This is a genomic window from Ureibacillus sp. FSL K6-8385 (genome assembly GCF_038593155.1).
GTDB classification, from domain to species: domain Bacteria; phylum Bacillota; class Bacilli; order Bacillales_A; family Planococcaceae; genus Ureibacillus; species Ureibacillus terrenus.
In genome coordinates this window covers 104,127-124,463 of the sequence record NZ_CP151968.1, presented here as the reverse complement: position 1 = coordinate 124,463, position 20,337 = coordinate 104,127, and the positions used below count along the sequence as shown (strand labels likewise).

General features: G+C 45.4%; 19 protein-coding genes. 2 read left to right on the top strand and 17 right to left on the bottom strand.

From position 1 onward, the window contains the following. Positions 1 to 23 precede the first annotated feature (23 nt). From NST62_RS00575 to NST62_RS00535, 9 genes are all read right to left on the bottom strand, one after another. Entirely contained in the window at positions 24 to 2,162 is a 2,139-nt protein-coding gene (locus tag NST62_RS00575; RefSeq protein ID WP_141601136.1) for a heavy metal translocating P-type ATPase, read from the bottom strand. Then, entirely contained in the window at positions 2,159 to 2,530 is a 372-nt protein-coding gene (locus NST62_RS00570) for a metalloregulator ArsR/SmtB family transcription factor (RefSeq protein ID WP_141601135.1), read from the bottom strand. Before NST62_RS00570 ends, NST62_RS00575 begins: the two co-directional genes overlap by 4 nt. Positions 2,531 to 3,003: 473 nt before the next feature. Next, positions 3,004 to 3,300: a rhodanese-like domain-containing protein gene (locus NST62_RS00565; RefSeq protein ID WP_141601134.1), complete on the bottom strand. Its 297-nt coding sequence runs from the start codon at positions 3,298 to 3,300 to the stop codon at positions 3,004 to 3,006. A 24-nt stretch (positions 3,301 to 3,324) separates the two neighbouring features. Continuing rightward, a complete protein-coding gene (locus NST62_RS00560; RefSeq protein ID WP_141601133.1) occupies positions 3,325 to 3,669 on the bottom strand; it encodes a rhodanese-like domain-containing protein in 345 nt (114 codons plus the stop codon). Positions 3,670 to 3,746: 77 nt separating this feature from the next. Next, positions 3,747 to 4,001 carry a metal-sensitive transcriptional regulator gene (locus tag NST62_RS00555; protein ID WP_141601132.1) on the bottom strand — a complete coding sequence of 85 codons (255 nt, stop codon included), beginning with the start codon at positions 3,999 to 4,001 and terminating at the stop codon, positions 3,747 to 3,749. A gap of 320 nt (positions 4,002 to 4,321) precedes the next feature. Next, positions 4,322 to 4,897 carry an RNA 2',3'-cyclic phosphodiesterase gene (gene thpR, locus NST62_RS00550; RefSeq protein WP_141601131.1) on the bottom strand — a complete coding sequence of 192 codons (576 nt, stop codon included), beginning with the start codon at positions 4,895 to 4,897 and terminating at the stop codon, positions 4,322 to 4,324. Positions 4,898 to 4,936: 39 nt separating this feature from the next. Continuing rightward, positions 4,937 to 5,254, bottom strand: a complete 318-nt coding sequence (locus NST62_RS00545) for a multidrug efflux SMR transporter (RefSeq protein WP_141601130.1) — start codon at positions 5,252 to 5,254, stop codon at positions 4,937 to 4,939. Continuing rightward, complete coding sequence (locus tag NST62_RS00540) at positions 5,254 to 5,592, bottom strand: SMR family transporter (protein ID WP_141601129.1); 339 nt, start codon at positions 5,590 to 5,592, stop codon at positions 5,254 to 5,256. The genes NST62_RS00545 and NST62_RS00540 overlap by 1 nt, the downstream gene beginning before the upstream one ends. 196 nt (positions 5,593 to 5,788) lie before the next feature. Further along, positions 5,789 to 7,480, bottom strand: a complete 1,692-nt coding sequence (locus tag NST62_RS00535; protein WP_141601128.1) for an FAD-dependent oxidoreductase — start codon at positions 7,478 to 7,480, stop codon at positions 5,789 to 5,791. 227 nt (positions 7,481 to 7,707) lie between these two features. Between NST62_RS00535 and NST62_RS00530 the strand changes: the two genes are divergently transcribed. Both NST62_RS00530 and NST62_RS00525 read left to right on the top strand, forming a co-directional pair. Then, positions 7,708 to 8,538 (top strand): serine protease, encoded by an 831-nt coding sequence (locus tag NST62_RS00530; protein ID WP_141601127.1) that lies wholly within the window; start codon positions 7,708 to 7,710, stop codon positions 8,536 to 8,538. A gap of 741 nt (positions 8,539 to 9,279) precedes the next feature. Then, entirely contained in the window at positions 9,280 to 10,218 is a 939-nt protein-coding gene (locus NST62_RS00525; protein ID WP_141601126.1) for an aldo/keto reductase, read from the top strand. A 142-nt stretch (positions 10,219 to 10,360) separates the two neighbouring features. Here NST62_RS00525 and NST62_RS00520 read toward each other — a convergent pair whose 3' ends face one another. From NST62_RS00520 to NST62_RS00485, 8 genes are all read right to left on the bottom strand, one after another. Beyond that, a complete protein-coding gene (locus NST62_RS00520) occupies positions 10,361 to 11,194 on the bottom strand; it encodes a MetQ/NlpA family ABC transporter substrate-binding protein (RefSeq protein ID WP_342463267.1) in 834 nt (277 codons plus the stop codon). A gap of 18 nt (positions 11,195 to 11,212) precedes the next feature. Next, positions 11,213 to 11,887 carry a methionine ABC transporter permease gene (locus tag NST62_RS00515; RefSeq protein ID WP_342463021.1) on the bottom strand — a complete coding sequence of 225 codons (675 nt, stop codon included), beginning with the start codon at positions 11,885 to 11,887 and terminating at the stop codon, positions 11,213 to 11,215. Beyond that, entirely contained in the window at positions 11,877 to 12,890 is a 1,014-nt protein-coding gene (locus NST62_RS00510) for a methionine ABC transporter ATP-binding protein (protein WP_342463020.1), read from the bottom strand. The genes NST62_RS00515 and NST62_RS00510 overlap by 11 nt, the downstream gene beginning before the upstream one ends. A gap of 498 nt (positions 12,891 to 13,388) precedes the next feature. Then, complete coding sequence (locus tag NST62_RS00505) at positions 13,389 to 14,300, bottom strand: 1,4-dihydroxy-2-naphthoate polyprenyltransferase (protein WP_328216073.1); 912 nt, start codon at positions 14,298 to 14,300, stop codon at positions 13,389 to 13,391. A gap of 356 nt (positions 14,301 to 14,656) precedes the next feature. Continuing rightward, positions 14,657 to 15,535, bottom strand: a complete 879-nt coding sequence (locus NST62_RS00500) for a GNAT family N-acetyltransferase (protein WP_342463019.1) — start codon at positions 15,533 to 15,535, stop codon at positions 14,657 to 14,659. A gap of 163 nt (positions 15,536 to 15,698) precedes the next feature. Further along, the gene (locus NST62_RS00495) at positions 15,699 to 17,531 is read right to left on the bottom strand and encodes an ABC transporter ATP-binding protein (RefSeq protein ID WP_328216075.1); all 1,833 of its coding nucleotides are present in this window, start codon (positions 17,529 to 17,531) and stop codon (positions 15,699 to 15,701) included. Then, positions 17,531 to 19,264 carry an ABC transporter ATP-binding protein gene (locus NST62_RS00490; RefSeq protein ID WP_342463018.1) on the bottom strand — a complete coding sequence of 578 codons (1,734 nt, stop codon included), beginning with the start codon at positions 19,262 to 19,264 and terminating at the stop codon, positions 17,531 to 17,533. The genes NST62_RS00495 and NST62_RS00490 overlap by 1 nt, the downstream gene beginning before the upstream one ends. Positions 19,265 to 19,332: 68 nt before the next feature. Beyond that, the gene (locus tag NST62_RS00485; protein ID WP_141601118.1) at positions 19,333 to 20,247 is read right to left on the bottom strand and encodes a DMT family transporter; all 915 of its coding nucleotides are present in this window, start codon (positions 20,245 to 20,247) and stop codon (positions 19,333 to 19,335) included. Positions 20,248 to 20,337 lie beyond the last annotated feature (90 nt).

The window sequence follows — 20,337 nt, the reverse complement described above, 5'->3', positions numbered from 1 at the left end:
GATTTCCCTGCTGATGGATTTTTTTATTCTTTTACGCTCAACAAACGCATGCTGTTCAATGTAACCAGCAGCGTCGCTCCCATATCCGAGAAAACGGCAATCCATAAAGTCAGCCATCCGGGTACCACAAGAAGCAAGGCAAGAAGCTTTACACCCAAAGCAAAGGCGATGTTCGTTTTAATCACGGCCAGCGTTTTCCTGCTGAGCCGGATTGTGTAAGGGAGTTTTCCCAAATCATCCGCCATCAGCGCAACATCGGCCGTTTCCAGAGCGGTGTCCGTCCCCGCGCCGCCCATGGCAATTCCTACCGTGGCTGCCGCCAAAGCCGGGGCGTCGTTCACCCCGTCCCCTACCATTGCCACTTTCCCAAAATCATTTCTTAATTGTTTGATTTGCTCCAGCTTCTCTTCCGGCATCAGCTCCGCCTTCACTTCCGAGATGCCGACCGCTTTCCCGACGGCTGCCGCCGTTTTTGAGTGGTCCCCCGTAAGCATCACCGTCTTTTGAATGCCCATTTCATGAAGCTTTTGCAGCACATTTTTAGTTGAGCCGCGCACTTCGTCAAGAACCGCAAAGATGGCATAAACCTTTTCCTGCGTTCCGAACAGCATCACGGTTTTCCCCTCATTTTGGAGCTCCGCCGCTTTTCTTTTAACCTCTTCGGAAAAGTCCACAGATAAATCAATGAACAACAGAGGACTGCCTATATAATAAGTAGTTTCCCCGATTTTCCCCTGGATTCCTTTGCCAGTGATGGACGAAAAGTCCCCGACATCCTCTTTTGAGACTTCCACTCCAAGTTCGCCCGCCTTTTTCTCAAACGCCCGTGCAAGCGGATGGTTCGACATCTTTTCCAATGCGCAGGCGACCGCAAGCGCTTCTTTTTCAGTAAGCCGATCTGTATACATTACGAAATCCGTAATGGCCGGCTCCCCTTTTGTCAGTGTGCCGGTCTTATCAAAGGCGATGGCTTTTATGGAACCCAATTCTTCCAAATATGCGCCTCCCTTGATCAGCACTCCTTTTTTCGCCGCGGAACCGATGGCCGAAACGATGGAAATCGGCGTGGAAATGACAAGGGCGCACGGACATCCTACCACCAATACCGACAATCCCTGGTATATCCAATCAAGCCAGACTCCATCGAAAAATAGAGGCGGTACTACCGCTGTAAGAAACGCAATCATTATAATGGCCGGTGTATAATATTTCGCGAACTTGTCAACGAACGCCTGGGCCGGGGCCCGTTCCGCCTGGGCTTCTTCCACCAGTTCAATGATTTTGGAGATCATCGTATCTTCCGCATATTTTGTCACCCGTACTTCCAAGTGCCCTTCTTCATTCAGCGTTCCTGCAAATACCTCATCGCCCGGCTGTTTTGACGCAGGGATTGATTCCCCGGTGATGGCGGCTTCGTTGACGGAAGAGGCACCCTTTACAACAACGCCATCCATTGCAATTTTTTGTCCCGGCTTGACAATCATGACATCCCCGATTTCGACCTCTTCAACAGGAACGGCCACCTCTTTTCCATCACGGAAAATCAAAGCTTCATTCGGCGCAATTTCCATCAGGGATTGGATCGACTTCCTCGCCTTGTCCATCGAATATCGTTCAAGGGCTTCGCTGATGGCGAACAAAATCACCACCACCGCCGCTTCCGCCCATTCCCCGATGATGGTCGCGCCGATGATGGCGATGGTCATCAGCGTCCGCATATCAAAATCAAGATGAATCAAATTCGAAAGCCCTGTTTTTAATAAAGGAAAGCCTCCGATTGCGATGGAAGAAATGAATAGCAGGACAGTCACCAAATTGTCTTCGCCGTTGATGTAAATGGAAAGGGCGCCAAGGACGAGGAAAAGCCCTGAATATAATAAGGTCTGATGTTTTTCAAAAAAGGAAGCCTGCTTCTCCTTTCTGTCCCCGGTCCTTTCTTTTCCCTGTCTTCTTCTTTCCGGATAGATTTTCAGGTTCTCAAAGGCTCCCGCCTTTTCCAGTTCTTCCACGCTCGCCTGTCCAACGACAGTGATTTTGGAAGCGCCAAAATTGACTTTCGCATCCACTACCCCCGGCAACGCCTTTACATTCCGCTCAAATTTCCCGGCGCAGTTGGCACAGGAGAAACCTTCCACCCGGTAAGTCCGCTTGACTTCCCTCATCGACTCCCACCTGCTTCCTGCTGGTGACGGAAGGCGATTTCGATCAGTTGCTTCACGCACTCATCCGTCAGCGAATAATAAACGAATTTCCCTTCTTTTCTAACTTTTGCAAGCCCGAAGTTTTTTAACAACCGCAGATGGTGGGAGGCGGCTGCGGTGGATACATTGATGATGTTGGCCGCGTCGCATACGCACAGCTCGTCTTCCACCGCCAGCGCATAGGCGATTTTTATTCTTGTCTCATCCGCAAGGGCTTTAAAGATTTTTGCCACTTCCAAAGGATGCTGCCGGGCAAGTTTTTGCCGGACCCTCGCCACTTTTTCTTCATTCACGAACGTCGTTTCGCAAACGCCGATTTCTTCTGCCAATACCTTCACCCGCTTACATTCAAATCTATGTTTGAATATTAGTATAAAACATGATTGTCATACATTCAAATAGAAGTTTGAATGTTTGCAAGTTTCCCTGCACAAAAAACCGCGCATCCCCATGTGATGCACGGAACAATTCCATTTGTACCCCTCATTCAGTCAAGGAAATCATCGGCGACAACATAACCAATAGGGAAAAACCCGCTATAAACACCGGTATTGAGGAAGCCCGATCATCTTTTACAAAACTGGCGATGGAATAAACAAGGGAAAACACGAAAACAAAAGGCCATATAAACCAAGTCCAATAAAAAAATAGCGCTAACCCATTCAATAAATCGATCAACATATTCTTATCTCCTTCGCGTATTATTATGGGACCTCTTTCATTTATATGAAAAATTTTACAATAAAAAAAGCTGTTCTAAAAGATAGAACAGCCTTGTTTCTAAAAGTCGCCGGTTTTTACCCTATTCCACTTTCCCTTCCCATGCGCTCATGCCGCCTGACATGTTCGTCGCGTCAAATCCGTTCCGGTCCAGCAGCTCCGTCGCCTGGGCGCTGCGTCCCCCCGCCAGGCAAACGACAATATACGGTATATCTTTGGATAACTCATTCATGCGGACCGGAAGCAATCCCAACGGAATATTGACCGCTCCGGGGATGTGCCCGCTCGCATATTCATGCACTTCACGGACATCGATAATATTCAATGCCTCCCCCGCTTCCAAACGTTGCTGCACTTCTTTCGGTGTAATTTCTTTCATGCCAAAATATCCTCCTTCATGATTTTATCTCCATGCGTTCATGCCGCCGCGCACATTTGTGACCCGCTCATACCCCAGCTTTTTTAATTGCCTGCAGGCCTGGCCGCTCCTCATGCCGCTTTGGCATATGACGACGATTTCCTTGTCTTTCGGCAGTTTTGAAAAATCCGATCCCAAAGGCAAGTTTTGAAATTGCGGAATGTGGTTCGCTTTGTATTCGGCCGGTGTCCTTACATCGATAAACACTTTGTTTTTGTCATTCAGCATCTTCTTCAATTCGCTTGCAGAAATCGTATTGACATTTGCAGCAGGCTTCAACCGCCATACTAAGAACAGCGCCACAATGACCACCAGCACAATCCATTCCATCGCTTCACCCCCCACAAATACCTATACAGGTATATTTTTTATCATAAATAAATAGCTGCCTGAACAGCTATTTACCGTCAACGGCTTTTTACAATCAAATCGATCGCTTCCTGCACCAATTCGTCCAATTCTTCGGATTCGCTCTTCTTCATGCATTCGATCAGATTGTTGCTGACAATCACCCCGATTGTCCGGTCCACGGCGGAACGCACCGCACTCAGTTGCGTGATTACCTCTTTGCAGTCCTTTTCCTCTTCCATCATTCGCAAAATGCCGCGGATCTGCCCCTCAATCCGTTTCACGCGGTTTTTCGTTTTTGTGTCGTATTTCAATGATGCATCCCTTCTTTCTAATGCTACTGCCTCCAAATATCAGTTTATACCCATGTAGGTATGTTGTCAACCATGGAAAAATGCGATTCAAAAAACGAATCGCTTCCAATCCCCACATTCTCATCTTCGAATCCATAATGCTATCCCGGACAGGATGATGGAAAATTGAACCGACTGCAACGGTTCCCCTTCGTAGATAAAAAAGTAAGCAAGGATAAACAAAAGAATAAAGTAGATGAATGCTTGTCTCAATTTATTAGCCGCCCTTCCGCATTTCTTATTCCTATCGTATTAAATCCGGAGCCGGCTTATGCATGTCTTCATCCTCCCGGAACCGCCAATGGAAACGTTGCATATTCGTAATATTTCGGCGTTTGTTTTAGATGGGTTTCATAAAGGACGATTTCCTTTACGTTAAAGGAAAAAGTTTTTCCATCTTCCTCCCGGATCGGGACCAAGGTTTTGGTGTCAAAAGCATTCAGGCTGTCCCACTTTCTCGCCAGCGTAATATGCGGACGGAAAGGCTTTTTATCCAATTCGAACCCCGTTTCCACACACTGCTCGAAAACCTCTTTTTGTATCGCAAAAAGCTGTTCCGACGGTTCCACATCCGCCCAAAAAATTCGCGGCTCTTTTTTCGGTCCGAAAACGCCCAAGGAATTCAACGTGAGGGTGAACGAAGCTTCTTTTTCCAAAATGGGCTTCAGCTTTTCCATCACCCGCTCAAGCTTCGGTTTCTCTGCAAACCCCAGAAAGGCGAGGGTGATGTGGTAATCTTCCGGATGCACCCAACGGGCAAACGGAAACCCTTCTTTTCTTGTTTGAATCCATTCATATAAAAATTCCTTTGTCTCCTTCGGCAATTTCACCGCAAAAAAATAATGATGCCTTGTCAATCCGATCCCCCTAATCCTATTCTAAATCGACCTTAGTATTTACCCCTCTATCAATTTTAATCCAATTGTTGCTATGAGAATGGCAAAAATGCATAATATTCTTTTCCAATTTCCCGATTCATGATAAAAAATTATTCCGACCAGAGTTCCTCCGACAACCCCGATTCCCGTCCACACGGCATATGCCGTCCCTATCGAAACCGTCCGCATCGCAAAATGGAGCAAAGCCAGGCTTCCCGCAAAACTTCCCGCAAATAGCGCAACCGGCTTCCAGCTCCGACGTCTGGCGAACTGGTTCATCGATGCCACCACCAACGTTTCAAACAATCCTGCCACAATCAGCGCTCCCCACGCCATTACTCCAGCCCCTTCCTTGCCTCTTCATCCGTCGACAGCTTCAGCCCGATGACGCCTGCGACGATGATCAAAATACATATCAGTTTCAACAGCTGAATAGGCTCGCCGAAAAATACCATTTCGCTCAAGACCGCACCTATGCTCCCCAACCCGACAAAGACGGAATACACCGTTCCTGCGGGCAAGAACCGGGAGGCGCGAAGAAGCAGAAGGTTGCTCAGGATAATGGCAACAAACGTCCCTGTCCACCCAAGGAAACCTTCCGCATGGGCAAGCCCGACCACCCATAACACTTCAAATAATGCAGCGGCGTACACTGACAGCCAATGTCTATCCATCTTCATTCCTCCATGCAAAAAAAGCCCAAGAGATGCATAATCTCAATCTCCCGGGCTTTTGTCCTTCCGTGAACGCAATCTGCGACGTTTTCTTTCGAACCTTAGAAAACGTTTCCGATGTTCGGGTGTATATCATTGTGCCATATCGGAGGAGAAGTTTCAACTGTAAGCGGTTTAATACGGTTCATTTGACGAATTATTTAAAATTGTATTCTGTGACGATTTTTTCCCTTCCCGTTGTGACGTCCTTGAAGTATTCATATAAACAAATGCCCAGGAAGGAGCCGGAGACGTTGTAGACATTTGCATATCCTGAATGCTGCAGGATTTTCACTGCATTGTAGCTCCGCTGACCGGAACGGCAATGCACATAAACCGGCTTGTCGCGTGGTATTTCCTCCAACCGCTGGCGCAATTCGCTTAACGGGATGTTGATGGCGTTCACCAGATGCCCTCTTTCAAACTCATTTTTTTCGCGGACATCAATGAACGTCGCCCCTTGTTCCACGAGGCTGCGCACTTCGGATACGTGCACCTGTTTGTAGTCTCCATGCAGAACATTTAATCCGACAAGGGCCGCAATATTCACGACATCCCGCGCCGTTCCATAAATCGGCGAATACGTTAATTCGAGTTCTTTCAAATCTTCCAGCGTACCGCCCATTGTAATCAACGTGGCGATGACATCAATCCTTTTATCGGCATTGCCTTTTCCAATCGCCTGAGCACCGAGGATCCGGCCCGTCGGCACTTCAAAAATCAATTTGAAATGGAGCGGATTGCTGTTTGGCATGATTCCCACTTTATCCGGCGCGATAATGTAGACGCTGTCGTATGGAATGCCGGCCTCTTTTGCCGCCCTTTCATTCAGCCCCGTCACGGCGCAGTTCAGGCCGAAAATTTTGACGACAGAAGAGCCGATAACCCCTTTATTTTCTTGTTTATGCCCATAAATATGGTCCGCCGCCGCCCTCGCCTGTCTCACGGCCGGGCCCGCCAAGGCGAGTCTTGCAGGTTTGCGTGTCAACCGGTGGTATACCTCAATGGCATCCCCGACGGCATAAATGGACGGGTCGGATGTTTGGTAATTGGCATTGACCTTGATGCCGCCCAATTCGCCGATTTCAAGCCCCGCCTCTTTCGCGAGTTTGACTTCCGGCTTCACTCCGATTGCCAGCACGACCGCCTGCGCTTCCACCTGTTTGCCGGAGTTTAATTCGATATGCGTTTCTGTAATTTTTTTCAGCCCATCTCCGACAATCAATTCGACTCCATGATCCAGCATCTCTTTATGGAGAATCTGCGCCATATCTTCATCAAACGGCGCCATGATTTGCGGGGCATATTCCACTAAAGCCACTTCTTTTCCGGCTTCTTTCAAATTCTCGGCCACTTCCACGCCTATGAACCCGCCGCCGATGACCGCGACCCTTTCCACATTGAATCCGGACACAAACTGGTGCAACCGGTCAATATCCACCACATTGCGCACCGTAAATACATGCGGCAGATCCACTCCTTCGAAAGGCGGAACGACCGGATTAGCCCCCGGCGAAAGGATTAAAACGTCATAGCTCTCTTCATACACTTCATTTGTCTCCAGATTTTTCACTTCCACCTTTTTTTCATCGCGGTGGATCCGAATGACTTCCTGATTGACCCGCGCATCGATGTTGTATTTGGTTTGAAAGCTTTCCGGTGTCATCAATAATAATTTTTCTTTTGATTTTACAAGTCCGCCCAAATAATAGGGCAAGGCGCAGTTGGAAAAGGAAACATGGGGACCCCTTTCAAACATGATGATTTGCGCTTGTTCATCCAAACGGCGAATTCTCGCCGCGGCTGTTGCCCCCCCGGCGACTCCGCCAACGATCAACACTTTTTTCATCCACACCACTCCTGCTTTCTATACCCTTAAAGGTAATAGTTATTAAAAAACTTTTTGAAAACTTTAATTATCTTCGTTTCAACAAACAAGCTTTTTCAAAATGATTTTTTATTTAAACATAATATATACCCCTATAGGTATTTTGTCAACATTTCTTTTCCTGGAGAATGGACTTAACGATAAATAAGCCGTCCGGGCAAATGAATTTGCCCTGAAGGAGTGGTTGGATGACAGAAGAGAAAAAAGATGGGCGGGAAAAACAAATCGGCGAAGAAGAACTCATTGAACTCGTTTTAGAGGCGCAAAAGGAAGCGCTGGAAAAAGAACGGGAACAACGGCCAACGGGAGAGGAACCCGATCGAAAACCCCGCCGCTTCAAAATCCTGGCCTGGCTGATGGCCATTACTTTGGCTTTCAGCACCTTTGGAGCAATTTTTGAAATTTATTCCATACCGGCCATTGAATTTCTGAAAACTTCCGCCAAGCTCTCCTCACAGGAAGAGATCCGGACTTACAAGAAAGCGGTCGTCCAAATAACGACGGAAGACAGAAAAGGTACGGGCTTCTCCGTTTCTGAAGACGGCCTGATCGTCACCAATGAACACGTTGCGGATGATGCCCTTTCCATTACGGTCATTTTTCCCGAGGATGGCTTGTATAAGGGGGAAATTGTCGCCTCTTATCCCGAGGTGGACCTGGCTTTGCTGAAGGTGGACGGAAATGGTCTGCCATTTTTAACACTTGATGATAGTTGCCAATATCCGCAAAAGGACCCGGTCTACTTTATCGGAAACCCGCTTTCCTTCACAGGCATTGCCAATGAAGGCAAAGTGCTGGAGCCCATTTTGCTTTCCGATTGGGAAGAACCGGTCTATATGATGGATGCTCCTGTCTATCGGGGAAACAGCGGAAGCCCTGTCATTAACGGGGAAGGAAAAGTGATCGGAATCATCTTCGCTACATATGATCATGACCGATACGGGCAAGTGGGATTGTTTATCCCGGTTGAATCCTTGCAGGAACGCTTGGGTCGCCTCGGCACATTTCCGGAAAGATAATTCGACAAATGGGCATTCGTGAAACCGTCACCATCCTTTGAACGGTAAAATGCGACAAACAAGATATATCAATATAAAAAAATCAATGGCCGCCTTTCGATAAAGCCTATTGAATACCTGATTTTTTGCTATAAAAGTATAACATCCATTTCCTTTGCGATGTTCGACAAATCCTTTTATTAAACGAATAACAACGTAAACCCGGTTTACATTAATAGATGTGATAAACTCACCGTTTTCTTTTATTGATTTTACCTTCCCCTTCAATTAACTTGTTGATTTTACTTTTCTTCCAAAACAATAATCCTGTTCTATCCTTTTCGACACAACCATTTCTTCACTATATTTATTTTGTGAACCAAGTTTACGATATCATAGTATGTCCATAGGCAGAAAAACTTGACCCAAGCATGTTTTCCTGCTGATATTGCGAAACCTTTCATTATGCTCCAAAAATATTAAAGTCAAGGACAAATTTTTACAAAAAGCCCTTTTCATGAAAAGGATTTTGTGAACTCGGTTTACAATAAAAATGTCTTATCATTCCCGGAAACAGTATGTTCTTTTTTTATGCGATTTATTGATTTACAAAAAGCTGCAATCCGTTCGACAAATGGTGTTTTGGCATCGTCCTGTCGACATGATCTTCTTTTTATTTTAATCCGGAAATATTCTCCGGTTCTAAATACTTGTAAATTTTTTGTATTTTAGTAAAGTTATTTAAAAAAAGGGGGCAAAATGATGGAGAAACGCGTACGACTGGGGAAATCGGATCTCTATGTAAACCCGATCGGATTGGGCGCCAATGCCATCGGAGGGCACAATATTCATCCGGATCTGGATGAAGAAGAAGGGAAAGAACTGGTACGGGTTGCCGTCGAGCATGGCATCAACTTCATTGATACGGCCTATTGGTATGGATTGGGACGTTCGGAGGAGCTGATCGGGGAAGTCATCGAGGAACTGGGAAAACGGAATGAATTGATCATCGCCACAAAAGTGGGGCCCAAACTCGTAAACGGACAGCGGGTAAACGACAATTCCCCCGCTTTCTTAAAAGAAGAGGTTGAAAAAAGTCTGCGCCGCTTAAAAACGGACTACATCGATCTACTCTACATCCATTTTCCGGATGAACATACCCCGAAGGATGAAGCAATCGGCGCATTGAAAGAAATAAAGGATGAAGGCAAAATCCGGGCCATCGGGGTATCCAATTTTTCCATGGAACAATTGAAAGAAGCCAATAAGGACGGCTATGTGGATGTCGTTCAGGGGCACTACAACCTGATCCATCGGGAGGCCGAAAAAGAGCTGTTCCCGTACACCTTGGAACACCAAATCGCCTTCATCCCTTATTTTCCGTTGGCTTCCGGCCTGCTTACGGGAAAATATACGAAAGACACCGAAATTCCCGAATACCGGAAAAAATCTCCGTTTTTCCAAAAAGAGACCTATGACAAAGTTGTCGAAAAAGTGGACCGGCTGCGTCCAATCGCCAAAGCCAGAAATGTGGAAGTAGCCAATGTCGTTCTCGCCTGGTATTTGGCGCAGGAAGCCGTGACCGCCATTATTCCGGGCGCAAAACATGCGAAGCAAGTGCTGAACAACTTAAAAACGGCCGATGTTGCTTTGAGCAAGGAAGAGATTCAGGAAATTGATGAATTATTTAAAAACGATTAGATTAAGGTTTAAAAAAAGCGGATGGAGGTTTCCCATCCGCTTTTTTGATTCTTCCGTATGCAACTAGAACTCCGTTCGGCTTCCTTTTGAAACGGAAAAAGCAGCTCCCATTCAAAGCGAAGGGACTGCATGCATAAATTAATTATCTGTTTTTCATCCATTCAGGTTTTCCAAAACCTTCGAACTCTGCATCAATTACTTTTTCAAATTCTTCGGATTGGACAACTTCTATCAAATCTTTGGCAAGTTGGGAATCTTCATCATCCGCTTTCACAGCCACTACATTGCGGTATTGATCAAGCATGTTTTCCAACGCCAACGCATCCAACAAGTTCATATTGGCTGCCAACGCATAGTTGCCCGGTACAGCTGCCAAATCGGCACTATCCAAAGATCGTGGCAATTGCCCTGCTTCTAATGGCTGGAATTTCAAGTTTTTAGGATTTTCAATGATGTCTTTTTCAGACACTTTTAGTGGATCTGCATTCGGATCAATTTTAATAAGCCCTTCATCTTGAAGTGTATTGAATGCGCGGGCAGCATTTGTAGGGTCGTTTGGAATTGTGATTGTAACCCCGTCTTCCACTTCATCCAAAGATTTATATTTGTTTGAGTAGATGCCCATTGGCGCAGTTGGCACCGTAATTAAAGCTGTCAAATCCATATTATTTTCTTTTTCAAAGTTTTCTAGATAAATGGTGTGCTGGAATAGGTTGGCCTGAATGGATCCCGCATTTAATGCTTTATTTGGTTGGATGTAGTCGCTGAATTCCACGATTTCAACTTTATATCCCTTTTTCTCCAAGCCAGGTTTAATCGCTTTCTTCACCATATCGCTGTATGGACCTGCTGTTGCACCAATTTTAATTTCTTTTGAATCTGATGAAGCCGAATTATTTTCTTTCGAATCGCTGTTGCAGGCCACTAAAAGCACCGCAACTAAGAAAACTAGAATTGTTGACAAAAATTTTTTCATCATTTTTCTCCCTTTCTTTTATTTTCTTTTATCCGCTAATTTGGCGATGAAATCACCGGCAAATTGAATTACTTGAACCAAAATAATTAAAATCAACACAGTTGTAATCATGATCGTATCGTCATATCGGTAATAACCAAAGCGGATGGCCAAATCCCCTATACCGCCTCCACCGACAGTACCGGCCATTGCCGAAAATCCAATCAAACTGATTAAAGTAAGGGTTATACCTGATATGATGCCGGAACGGGACTCCAACAATAATACATGCCAAATGATCATCCAAGGGGTTGCTCCAGATGCAATGGCCGCTTCGATGACCCCTTTATCAATTTCCCTTAATGCACTTTCTACAATTCTTGCAAAAAAGGGAATGGCCGCCACCGATAATGAAACGCTTGCTGCCGTTGGTCCAATCGTTGTCCCAACAAGAAAATTAGTAAATGGAATTAACGCTACAAGCAAAATGAGGAAAGGAATCGAACGGATCAAATTCACAATAAAACCTAAAATGTTATGTATAATCCCATTCTCCATAAACAAACCTTTATCCGTGATGTAAAGAATCACCCCGATAGGCAACCCGATCACTACAGCTACAATTAATGAGATGGAAATCATATAGATGGTTTGAAAAAAAGCGGTATTGATTTCCGGAATCAACTCGATCAAATGATTGATATCAAATTCCATGATTGATTACCTCCACTTGAGCGGCTCGGTTCTCGATATATTGAAGGGCCTTTTCGATTTCCTGTTTTTCCCCTTTCAGCTCCATGATAAAGATGCCCAACGGTTCTTCCTGGATATATTCAATGGATCCGTGCAGGAAGTTGCCGTCTACTTGGTGCGCTTTCAGCATATCCGAAATGACGCCTTCCCCGGCCACTTTTCCTTTAAAAGTAACTTTTACAATGGTTCCGTTGAATTCTCTAAGAATCGCATCCGGAATATCATAAGAAATAACGCTGGAAATGAACTCTTTCGTCAGTTGTTTTTTTGGACTTGCGAAAATATCATAAACGCGACCTTCTTCAATAATTCTTCCTTTTTCCATGACCGCCATCCGGTCGCAAATTTCTTTTACGACATCCATTTCATGCGTGATCAATACGATTGTGATATTTAATTCTTTATTGATTTTTTTCAACAATTTTAAAATGGACTTTGTTGTCTTTGGATCGAGGGCAGAAGTTGCTTCATCGCATAACAATACTGTGGGATTGTTCGCAAGCGCCCGGGCGATGGCCACCCTTTGCTTCTGACCGCCACTAAGCTGGGCTGGATAAACATTCTTTTTATCAGACAGCCCTACCATTTCCAACAGTTCTTCCACTCTCGGCTTGATTTTTTCAGAAGGAACCTTTGCCGCTTTTAATGCGAAGGCGACGTTTTCGAACACAGTTTTTTGGCTGATCAAGTAAAATTGCTGGAAAATCATTCCGATTTTTAACCTTGCCCTACGCAGCGCTTCCCCTTTCAATTCCGTCAAATCCACTCCGTCCACCTTAACCGTTCCCTGTGTTGGACGTTCCAGCAGATTGATACACCGAAGCAAAGAGCTTTTCCCCGCACCTGAATAGCCGACAATCCCGAAAATTTCCCCTTCCCGTATTGTCAAAGAAACATTGTCTACCCCTGTGACTTTGCCGTTCTTCGTATTATATTCCTTTGTTAAATTCTGAATTTCGATCATAAAACTCCCTCTTTTGGACTATACTAAAGTAAAATAGGTATAATAAATATTTTTATGGTTTTACTAGGAATTTATTCAATAAAAATACCCTTCATCAACTGAAGGAACATATATTATATCCACTGATAATATTTGAGATTTTTGATAATTTAGATACTACTAACCAATTTTTATTTTGTCAATATTATTATAGTCTTGATTTTAAGAATTTTAAAAATTACTCATCAATAAATAGATTCCTCCAATAAGTTCTGTTAAATAAAAAAAGGGGAATACCTATTGTTTGATAATAAAAAGTTCATTAAAGATGCATCGGTTTCCATACCCGCCTTGATCGTTCCATTCATTCTTGCCTCTCATGTAACAGTGGAATTTCGCTTCCATTTGATTGGGAACTATTAATCTTAATGGTCACTGTTTCCTTACTAACATATTCATTATAAATTCTGCAAATAGAAATTTATTAAAAAAATCGCCCCCAATAGGAAGCGATTTTATTCAAAAGATATATCCGAACAATAATCCGGCCGATAAAAGAAAAACGAAAACCGTGTTCGTCATGGCGGTGGATTTCATGGCAACCCTCATAAATTGGGGCTCTTTCTCCCCCTTTTGGAATCCTTGGATGGCATCGACCGGCTTTTTCACGCTTAAGAGCACCAGCAAAGCCCAAGGGCTGATGCTTTCGGAAACCACTAATCCGATAATCCAAAGATAGGAAACGGCAAAAGCCGCCGCCAGCAACCGTACGGCATTCTTTCTGCCGATCAGGATTGCCAGCGTTTTTCTGCCCCCTCTTTTGTCTTCCTCGATATCCCGGATATTATTGGACATATTGATGCCGCCGACCAAAATCCCCGATGGAATGGATAGCAGCACCGCAAGAGGTGTAATCTCCCCTGTCTGGATGAAATAAGCGATGAGCACAAAAGCCGTCCCCATCAAAGCGCCCGCAAACAGCTCACCGAACGGGGTATAGGCAATCGGCAGCGGACCGCCCGTATACAAATAGCCGACCGCCATGCCAAACGCGCCGACTGCCACCAGCCACCAGCTGGAATTGGCGCAAATGTACAATCCGATGATCCCCGCCAACACGTATAAAAGAATTGCCGCGGCCAGCACATTTCCCGGTTTCAAACCGTGGCGGACGATTCCTCCGCCAATCCCCACCGATTCTTCCGTATCCAGCCCGCGCTTGAAATCATAGTATTCATTGAATAAGTTCGTCGCGATTTGAAGTGCCAGGCACGCCACCATCATCGCCAAAAACATCAGCCAATTGATTTCTGCATCATATAGCGCCATCACCGTTCCCAGAATGACCGGCGCAAAGGTCGCTGTCAACGTATGCGGGCGCGTCATTTGCCACATCAGCTTCAACGATGAGATTTCTTTTTCCTTTTCCATAAACGGCTTCATCCTTTACCGAAAAGTTTCATATCTTTATCCGAAAACATTATAGCAAAATTCCTTGGCCAATTTGCTGAAGTAATAAACAAATTATCCGAAGGGTTTTTGGGAAGTGAAAGGTTTATCCGCACAAGGAGCCGCTCTTTTGGCAAAGGGGAATCTTTTTTCAATACAAGCGGTGCCCCTTTCCGTACAGATAGAACTCTCTATACAAGCCGGCAACTCTTCATCCCAAGCGGCCGCTCCAGCCTCACAAAAGTACGGCGTACGGCTCTCTCAGCCCAATCCTGCCGTTCCATAAAAAAAGAGCGGATGTCCGCCATCCGCTCTTTTTGAACCATGCATTTCACGGATCAATATTCTCCATACACATAAAAATCAAGCTGGTTCGACATATGGAATCCAGCCTTTTGATAAACGGATAATGCTTCTTCATTTTCCATCTCCACATCCAGCAATACCCGTTTTATACCGCTGCGATATGCAAAATCTTTTGCCCAATGTAATAAAGCGGTTGCAATTCCCTTTCTCCGGTGCCGCGGATGTACCGCCAAGGAAGTAATCCATTGATTCAATTCCTCTTGAACAGTCGTGATGGTTCCGGCCACTTCCCCATCCATTTCGGCCACCCAGATCACCCTGCCCGGGCCGTTCTTGTTCAAAGCGATTAATTCCAACGATTCTTCCCTTAAATCGCCAAAAGCTTCCCGATAAATTTCAATGAGCGGCTCTAAATCCGTCAATTCATTAAAGGGTCTTATGTATGCAGAATGATGCATCTCCGCCATTTCGGCTTCCGCTTCAAAGGTCGACTCTGAAAAGCTGTATGTATATCCATATTTTTTTAGGATTTTTCTTCCGTACAAATCATTTGCATGAAGCGCCACCAATTCCCCCATTGCCCGCCTCTCTTTGAAGGCTTTCGATAAAAGGCTGAGGAATGTTTCATCGATTCCCGCATCCCTGTACATCGGATCGACGAGCATTGACCATTCATATGTATCCAAACCGATTTTATCCACCGCTGTTATACAGGCGACCAATGCGTTCGTGTTTTCATCGTATGCAAGAATGCAGAACCCCCTGCTGAACGCTTTTTTTAACAGTGAAAGATTCAATGCTTTGGCATATGCGCATCGGTCTATTTCTTTCACAAATTGCGACAATTGTTGGATTTCCTGAAAAGTTTCTTCATCGATAGGTAAAGACACGGTCATAAAAGCTATGTTCATGATTCAATACCCCGTTCTTTTTCTAGTCCTTTTAACATTTTAGACAAAGGCAACGCATGCCGCAAGAAACTTCCCCCCCATTCCCATAAATTACGTTAAACACCTTTTCCATCAAATAGTTTCGGCAATGATCACCCATGCTTTCAAGTCATAAGAGCCGTCCCTACAGCGGGGCGGCTCCTTTGGATTGCTTTAACATATTCGCGTAAATGCCATTCTTTTTAATCAATTCCTGCTGGGAACCGGCTTCCGCGATTCTCCCCTCCTTCAGCACCAGCACAAGATCCGCATGACGGACTGTGTTCAACCTATGCGCAATGACAAAACTTGTCCGGCCTTTCATCAGTTCTTCCAGAGCTTCCTGGATTTTCATTTCCGTCACCGTATCGATGCTGCTCGTCGCCTCATCCAATAATAAAATCGCCGGATTGGCGACAAATGCCCTTGCAATCGCCAATAATTGCTTCTGGCCCTGGGATATTTCACTTCCATCGGCTTTCAACACCGTATCATATCCATAGGGCAGCTTCATTATAAAATCATGGGCATTGGCCTTTTTCGCCGCTTCCACCACTTCTTCATCGGTCGCATCGAGCCTGCCGTAACGGATGTTTTCGCGGACAGTGGCCTCAAACAGGAAAGGATCCTGCAGCACGAATGCCATTTGCCTTCTCAGCGTTTCCCGTTTATAGTCCCGGATGTTGATGCCGTCAATCAGTACTTCCCCCTGATTTGCATCATAAAAGCGGGCAATCAGCATCATGGTCGTGGTCTTGCCCGCGCCCGTCGGTCCGACAAGCGCCACCGTCTGTCCTGGCTGTACATGGAAATTCAGATTCTGCACCGTATCGGTTTTATCTTCCGATTCATATTTGAAAGAAACGTTCCGAAACTCCACTTCTCCTCGGATTTGATAATTTGCGGGCAGCTCCCCTTCATCTTCTTCCACTTTCTCGTCCATGATGGCAAATACCCTCTCCGCTCCTGCAATGGCGGATAATACGGTATTGATTTGGTTGGCCAATTCGTTCAACGGACGGGTAAATTGGCGGGCATATTCCGCAAAAACCACAATGGTTCCGATTGTCACCCATCCCTGGTAGGCAAAAATGCCTCCGATTCCGGCGATAATGGCAAAGCTCACGTTGTTCAAAAAGTTGAAGACTTTCGGAATATAGCCGGAATAAACGAGTGCCCAAAATCCGACGTTGCGCAGCTGTCTGCTTTTTTCATAAAACTCCCGCTTCACATGTTCCTCCCGGGAAAAAGCTTTTACTATACTTTGACCGGAAATGGTTTCTTCAATCATTCCGTTCAAATCTCCGAGAACCGCCTGCTGCGCTTTGAACAGTTTTCCCGTTCGCTTCGTAATCCACCGCATCGCCGTAAACATGAGCGGGATGACGATCATCGTAATGAGTGTCAATATCGGGCTTAAATAAAGCATGACCATAATGGTTCCGGCCAGGGTCAATATACTTGAAAATACTTGAATAAACGACGAGTTCAGGGTCGTGCTCACCGTATCAATATCATTCGTCAACCGGCTCATGATTTGCCCGTGCTGCCTTTTATCAAAATAAGAAATCGGCAGTTTCAGCAAATGGCCGAATGCGCCCGTTCTCATTTTATAAACAACCGTTTGTGCGATGCCGACCATCCAGTAATTCTGCAAAAACAAGGTCACTGCATAGACGATGTAAACTCCGATCAGGAGGGCGATGAATGGCGGCATCCGTTGGAATTCTTTCGGAATCACAAATTCATCAATCATGCGGCCGATCAAAAAGGGACCCAACAGCCCTGCAACGGAACTGATGATGACCATCAAAAAAACGGTAATCAACAGTCCCCTTTGTTCATCCACCAATTGCCAAATGGAAAGAAGCGTCCTTTTCCAATCGCCCGCCCGGGGACCTTTCTTTTTTCCAGCGGTGCGCAAGTCTTCCTTTGTCAAAACCGGTTCGTATCCGAATGGTTTTTTAATGAATTCCATCACTCCTCACCTACCTTCTCCTCATGGGTCCGGGCGATTTGCCTATAAAGACCGCTATTTTTCATCAGTTCTTCGTGGGTTCCCATTGCGGCCATCTTTCCTTCCTCCAACAACAAAATGCGGTCCGCCTCTTTGGCTGTATGGATTTTTTGCGTCACAACGAGCATTGTCGCATCCGTCCCCTTCAACGCATCCCACAGCGCCGCTTCCGTTTTTACATCCAGGGCGCTTGTACTGTCGTCCAAAATCAAAATTTGCGGTTTCCGGATCAATGCCCTTGCAATGGATAATCTTTGTTTTTGACCGCCGGATAAATTGACGCCCTTCTGCCCGACTTTCGTTTTATACTGTTCAGGAAACTGGACAATCGTGTCATGGATTTGCGCCATTTTCGCGGCAACAACCACTTCATCGTGCGCCGCATCCGGTTTTCCCCACTTCACATTGTCTTCGATCGAACCGGTAAACAAAAGCGACTTCTGGGGAACATAGCCGATCATGCCGCGCAATTCTTTCAACGGCCACTCCCGGATGTTCCTTCCGCCGACAAAAATCTCCCCTCGCGTCGGTTCATAAAAACGGGGAATCAAGCTGAGCAATGTCGATTTCCCCGAGCCGGTCGCCCCCATAATCGCCAGTTTTTCACCCTTTTTCACTTCAAATGAAATATCCTGAAGCACCGGCTTCGTTGTATTCGGATAAACAAATGAAACCTTTTCAAAACGCAATGCACCCTTGTCTTCCGGCATCGCTTCCGCCTTCCGGGACCGTGCGACATCCTTCTCCAGCCCCTCTTCCACCACCAGGATTTCGGCCATCCGTTCACTGGAAGCCTTGGCGCGGGAAAATCCGTTCAAAATAAAGGCAAACATTCCGAAATATCCTGTAATCCGCAGCGCATAGTTGACCACTGCCACCAATTCCCCTACCTGCGCCTGATTCATGCCCACCTCGCGCGCGCCATACCAGATGACAAACAGAAGGCTGACATTCAACACAAACGCCATGGAAGGCATCATCAGTTCCATGATTCGGAGGGCTTTCATTGTATCCATTTTCAAATCTTCCGCAACCCGATGAAACTTATCCATTTCATAGGAATTTCTCATAAAAGCCTTCACCAAATAAATCGCCTGCAAACTTTCCTGCAACGTTCGGTTCAGCCTGTCCAGACTGCTTTGCACTTGTCCAAAGAGCCGCGTCCCTTTCTTTACGATCAATAATAAAAGGGCGGCAAGGATTGGCGTCCCAATCAATAAAATCGTCGCCATCTTTGCATTGACGAAGAACGCCATCATAAGGCTCAATACCACCGACAACGGCGCCCTCAGCATAATGCGCAAACTCATGAACAATACGCTCTGGACTTGCTGCACATCGTTCGTAAGCCTTGTAATCAGTCCTGATGCCGGATATTTCAAAAACGTCGCCATGGAAAAAGATTGGATTTTGCTGAATAAGGCGTTGCGCAATTCAAAAGCGAAACTTTGCGCCGCATGGGATGAAAAATATGTATTGGCAATTCCGCTTGAAAAAGAGACCAGCGCAATCCCGATCAGTGCACATCCCCACGTGGAGATGACATGGAAATCTTTCGAAACGACTCCATTATCGATAATTTTTGCAATGATCAACGGCTGCACCAATTCTGCGGCAAGCTCCACCAGCATGAAGCCCAGCGCGATGATGGCAAACCATTTATATGGCTTCAAATAACTTAAAACGGCTTTCACAAACCCACCCCAATCTTTTACACTCTACTCCCTAAACGGATAAAATAATTAATATCTATAATATGTAGTCATTTCCCCTTTATTGTATTTTCCGCTTTTTCACTCGCCACGGAAATCCAGGTTACACTCGTCAACATCAAAACAATTCCGATGATTTGCCAAAAACCGAAGGAAGTGGAAAAAACCATCCATGAAATGACCATGGTCGTCAACGGCTCCATTGTCGACAAAACGCTCGTTAAAACGGGACTGATGTATTTCATGCTGCTTAAGAACAAAACAAAGGCTAAGGTACTGAAGAATATGATAGCGGCCATAATCAAAAATATTTTGAAATCCAAAAGCAGAAGCCATTCCTTGCTTTTCCAAATGAATGTGGCAATCCCCAATACAATGCCGCCGACCAACATTCCCCACCCGACGACAAGCAGCACTCCCCATTCGGCCATCAGCCGTGCGGGATACAAAGTATATATGGCAAAAGTAATCCCTAATATGAACCCCCAAAAGAGCGCTTCGCCGCCCACTAACAGCCCTTCAAATCTGGCATTTGTCAACAATAAAAACAGGCCCAGCAGCGTACCGATAATCCCCAGCACCTGGTATCCGGGAGGCCACATCCGGACTTTCAAGGACGTATAGGCAACGATAAATATCGGTCCCAAAAACTGCAATAACGTCGCAAACACCGCATTGCTCACATGGATTGTCGTCGTAAAAGAATATTGCAGCCCCAGCATGCCAAGTATGCTGTAAACCACAATCTGGCGGCTCCAATATTTCGTCTTCCAAAGATCGAATATCGGTTTTTTTGTCATTTGCAAAAAAGCCAAAATGGAAATCCCTGCTGCGAGCAGCCTTAAAGTGAGCAAAAAGCCCACCGTCATGCCCGTGGTTTTCAAAACCCATTCCGTCAATGGACCTGTCGTTCCCCAAAGCATTGCACCGAGAACGATGAAACTGATTCCCTTTAAATGTTTCATAACGTGGTACTTCCTTTTATTTAGACAAAATGTTTGAATGTAATTTTTTTCTATCAAAATAGGTAATTAGTAGTGTTATCGCATTTTTCT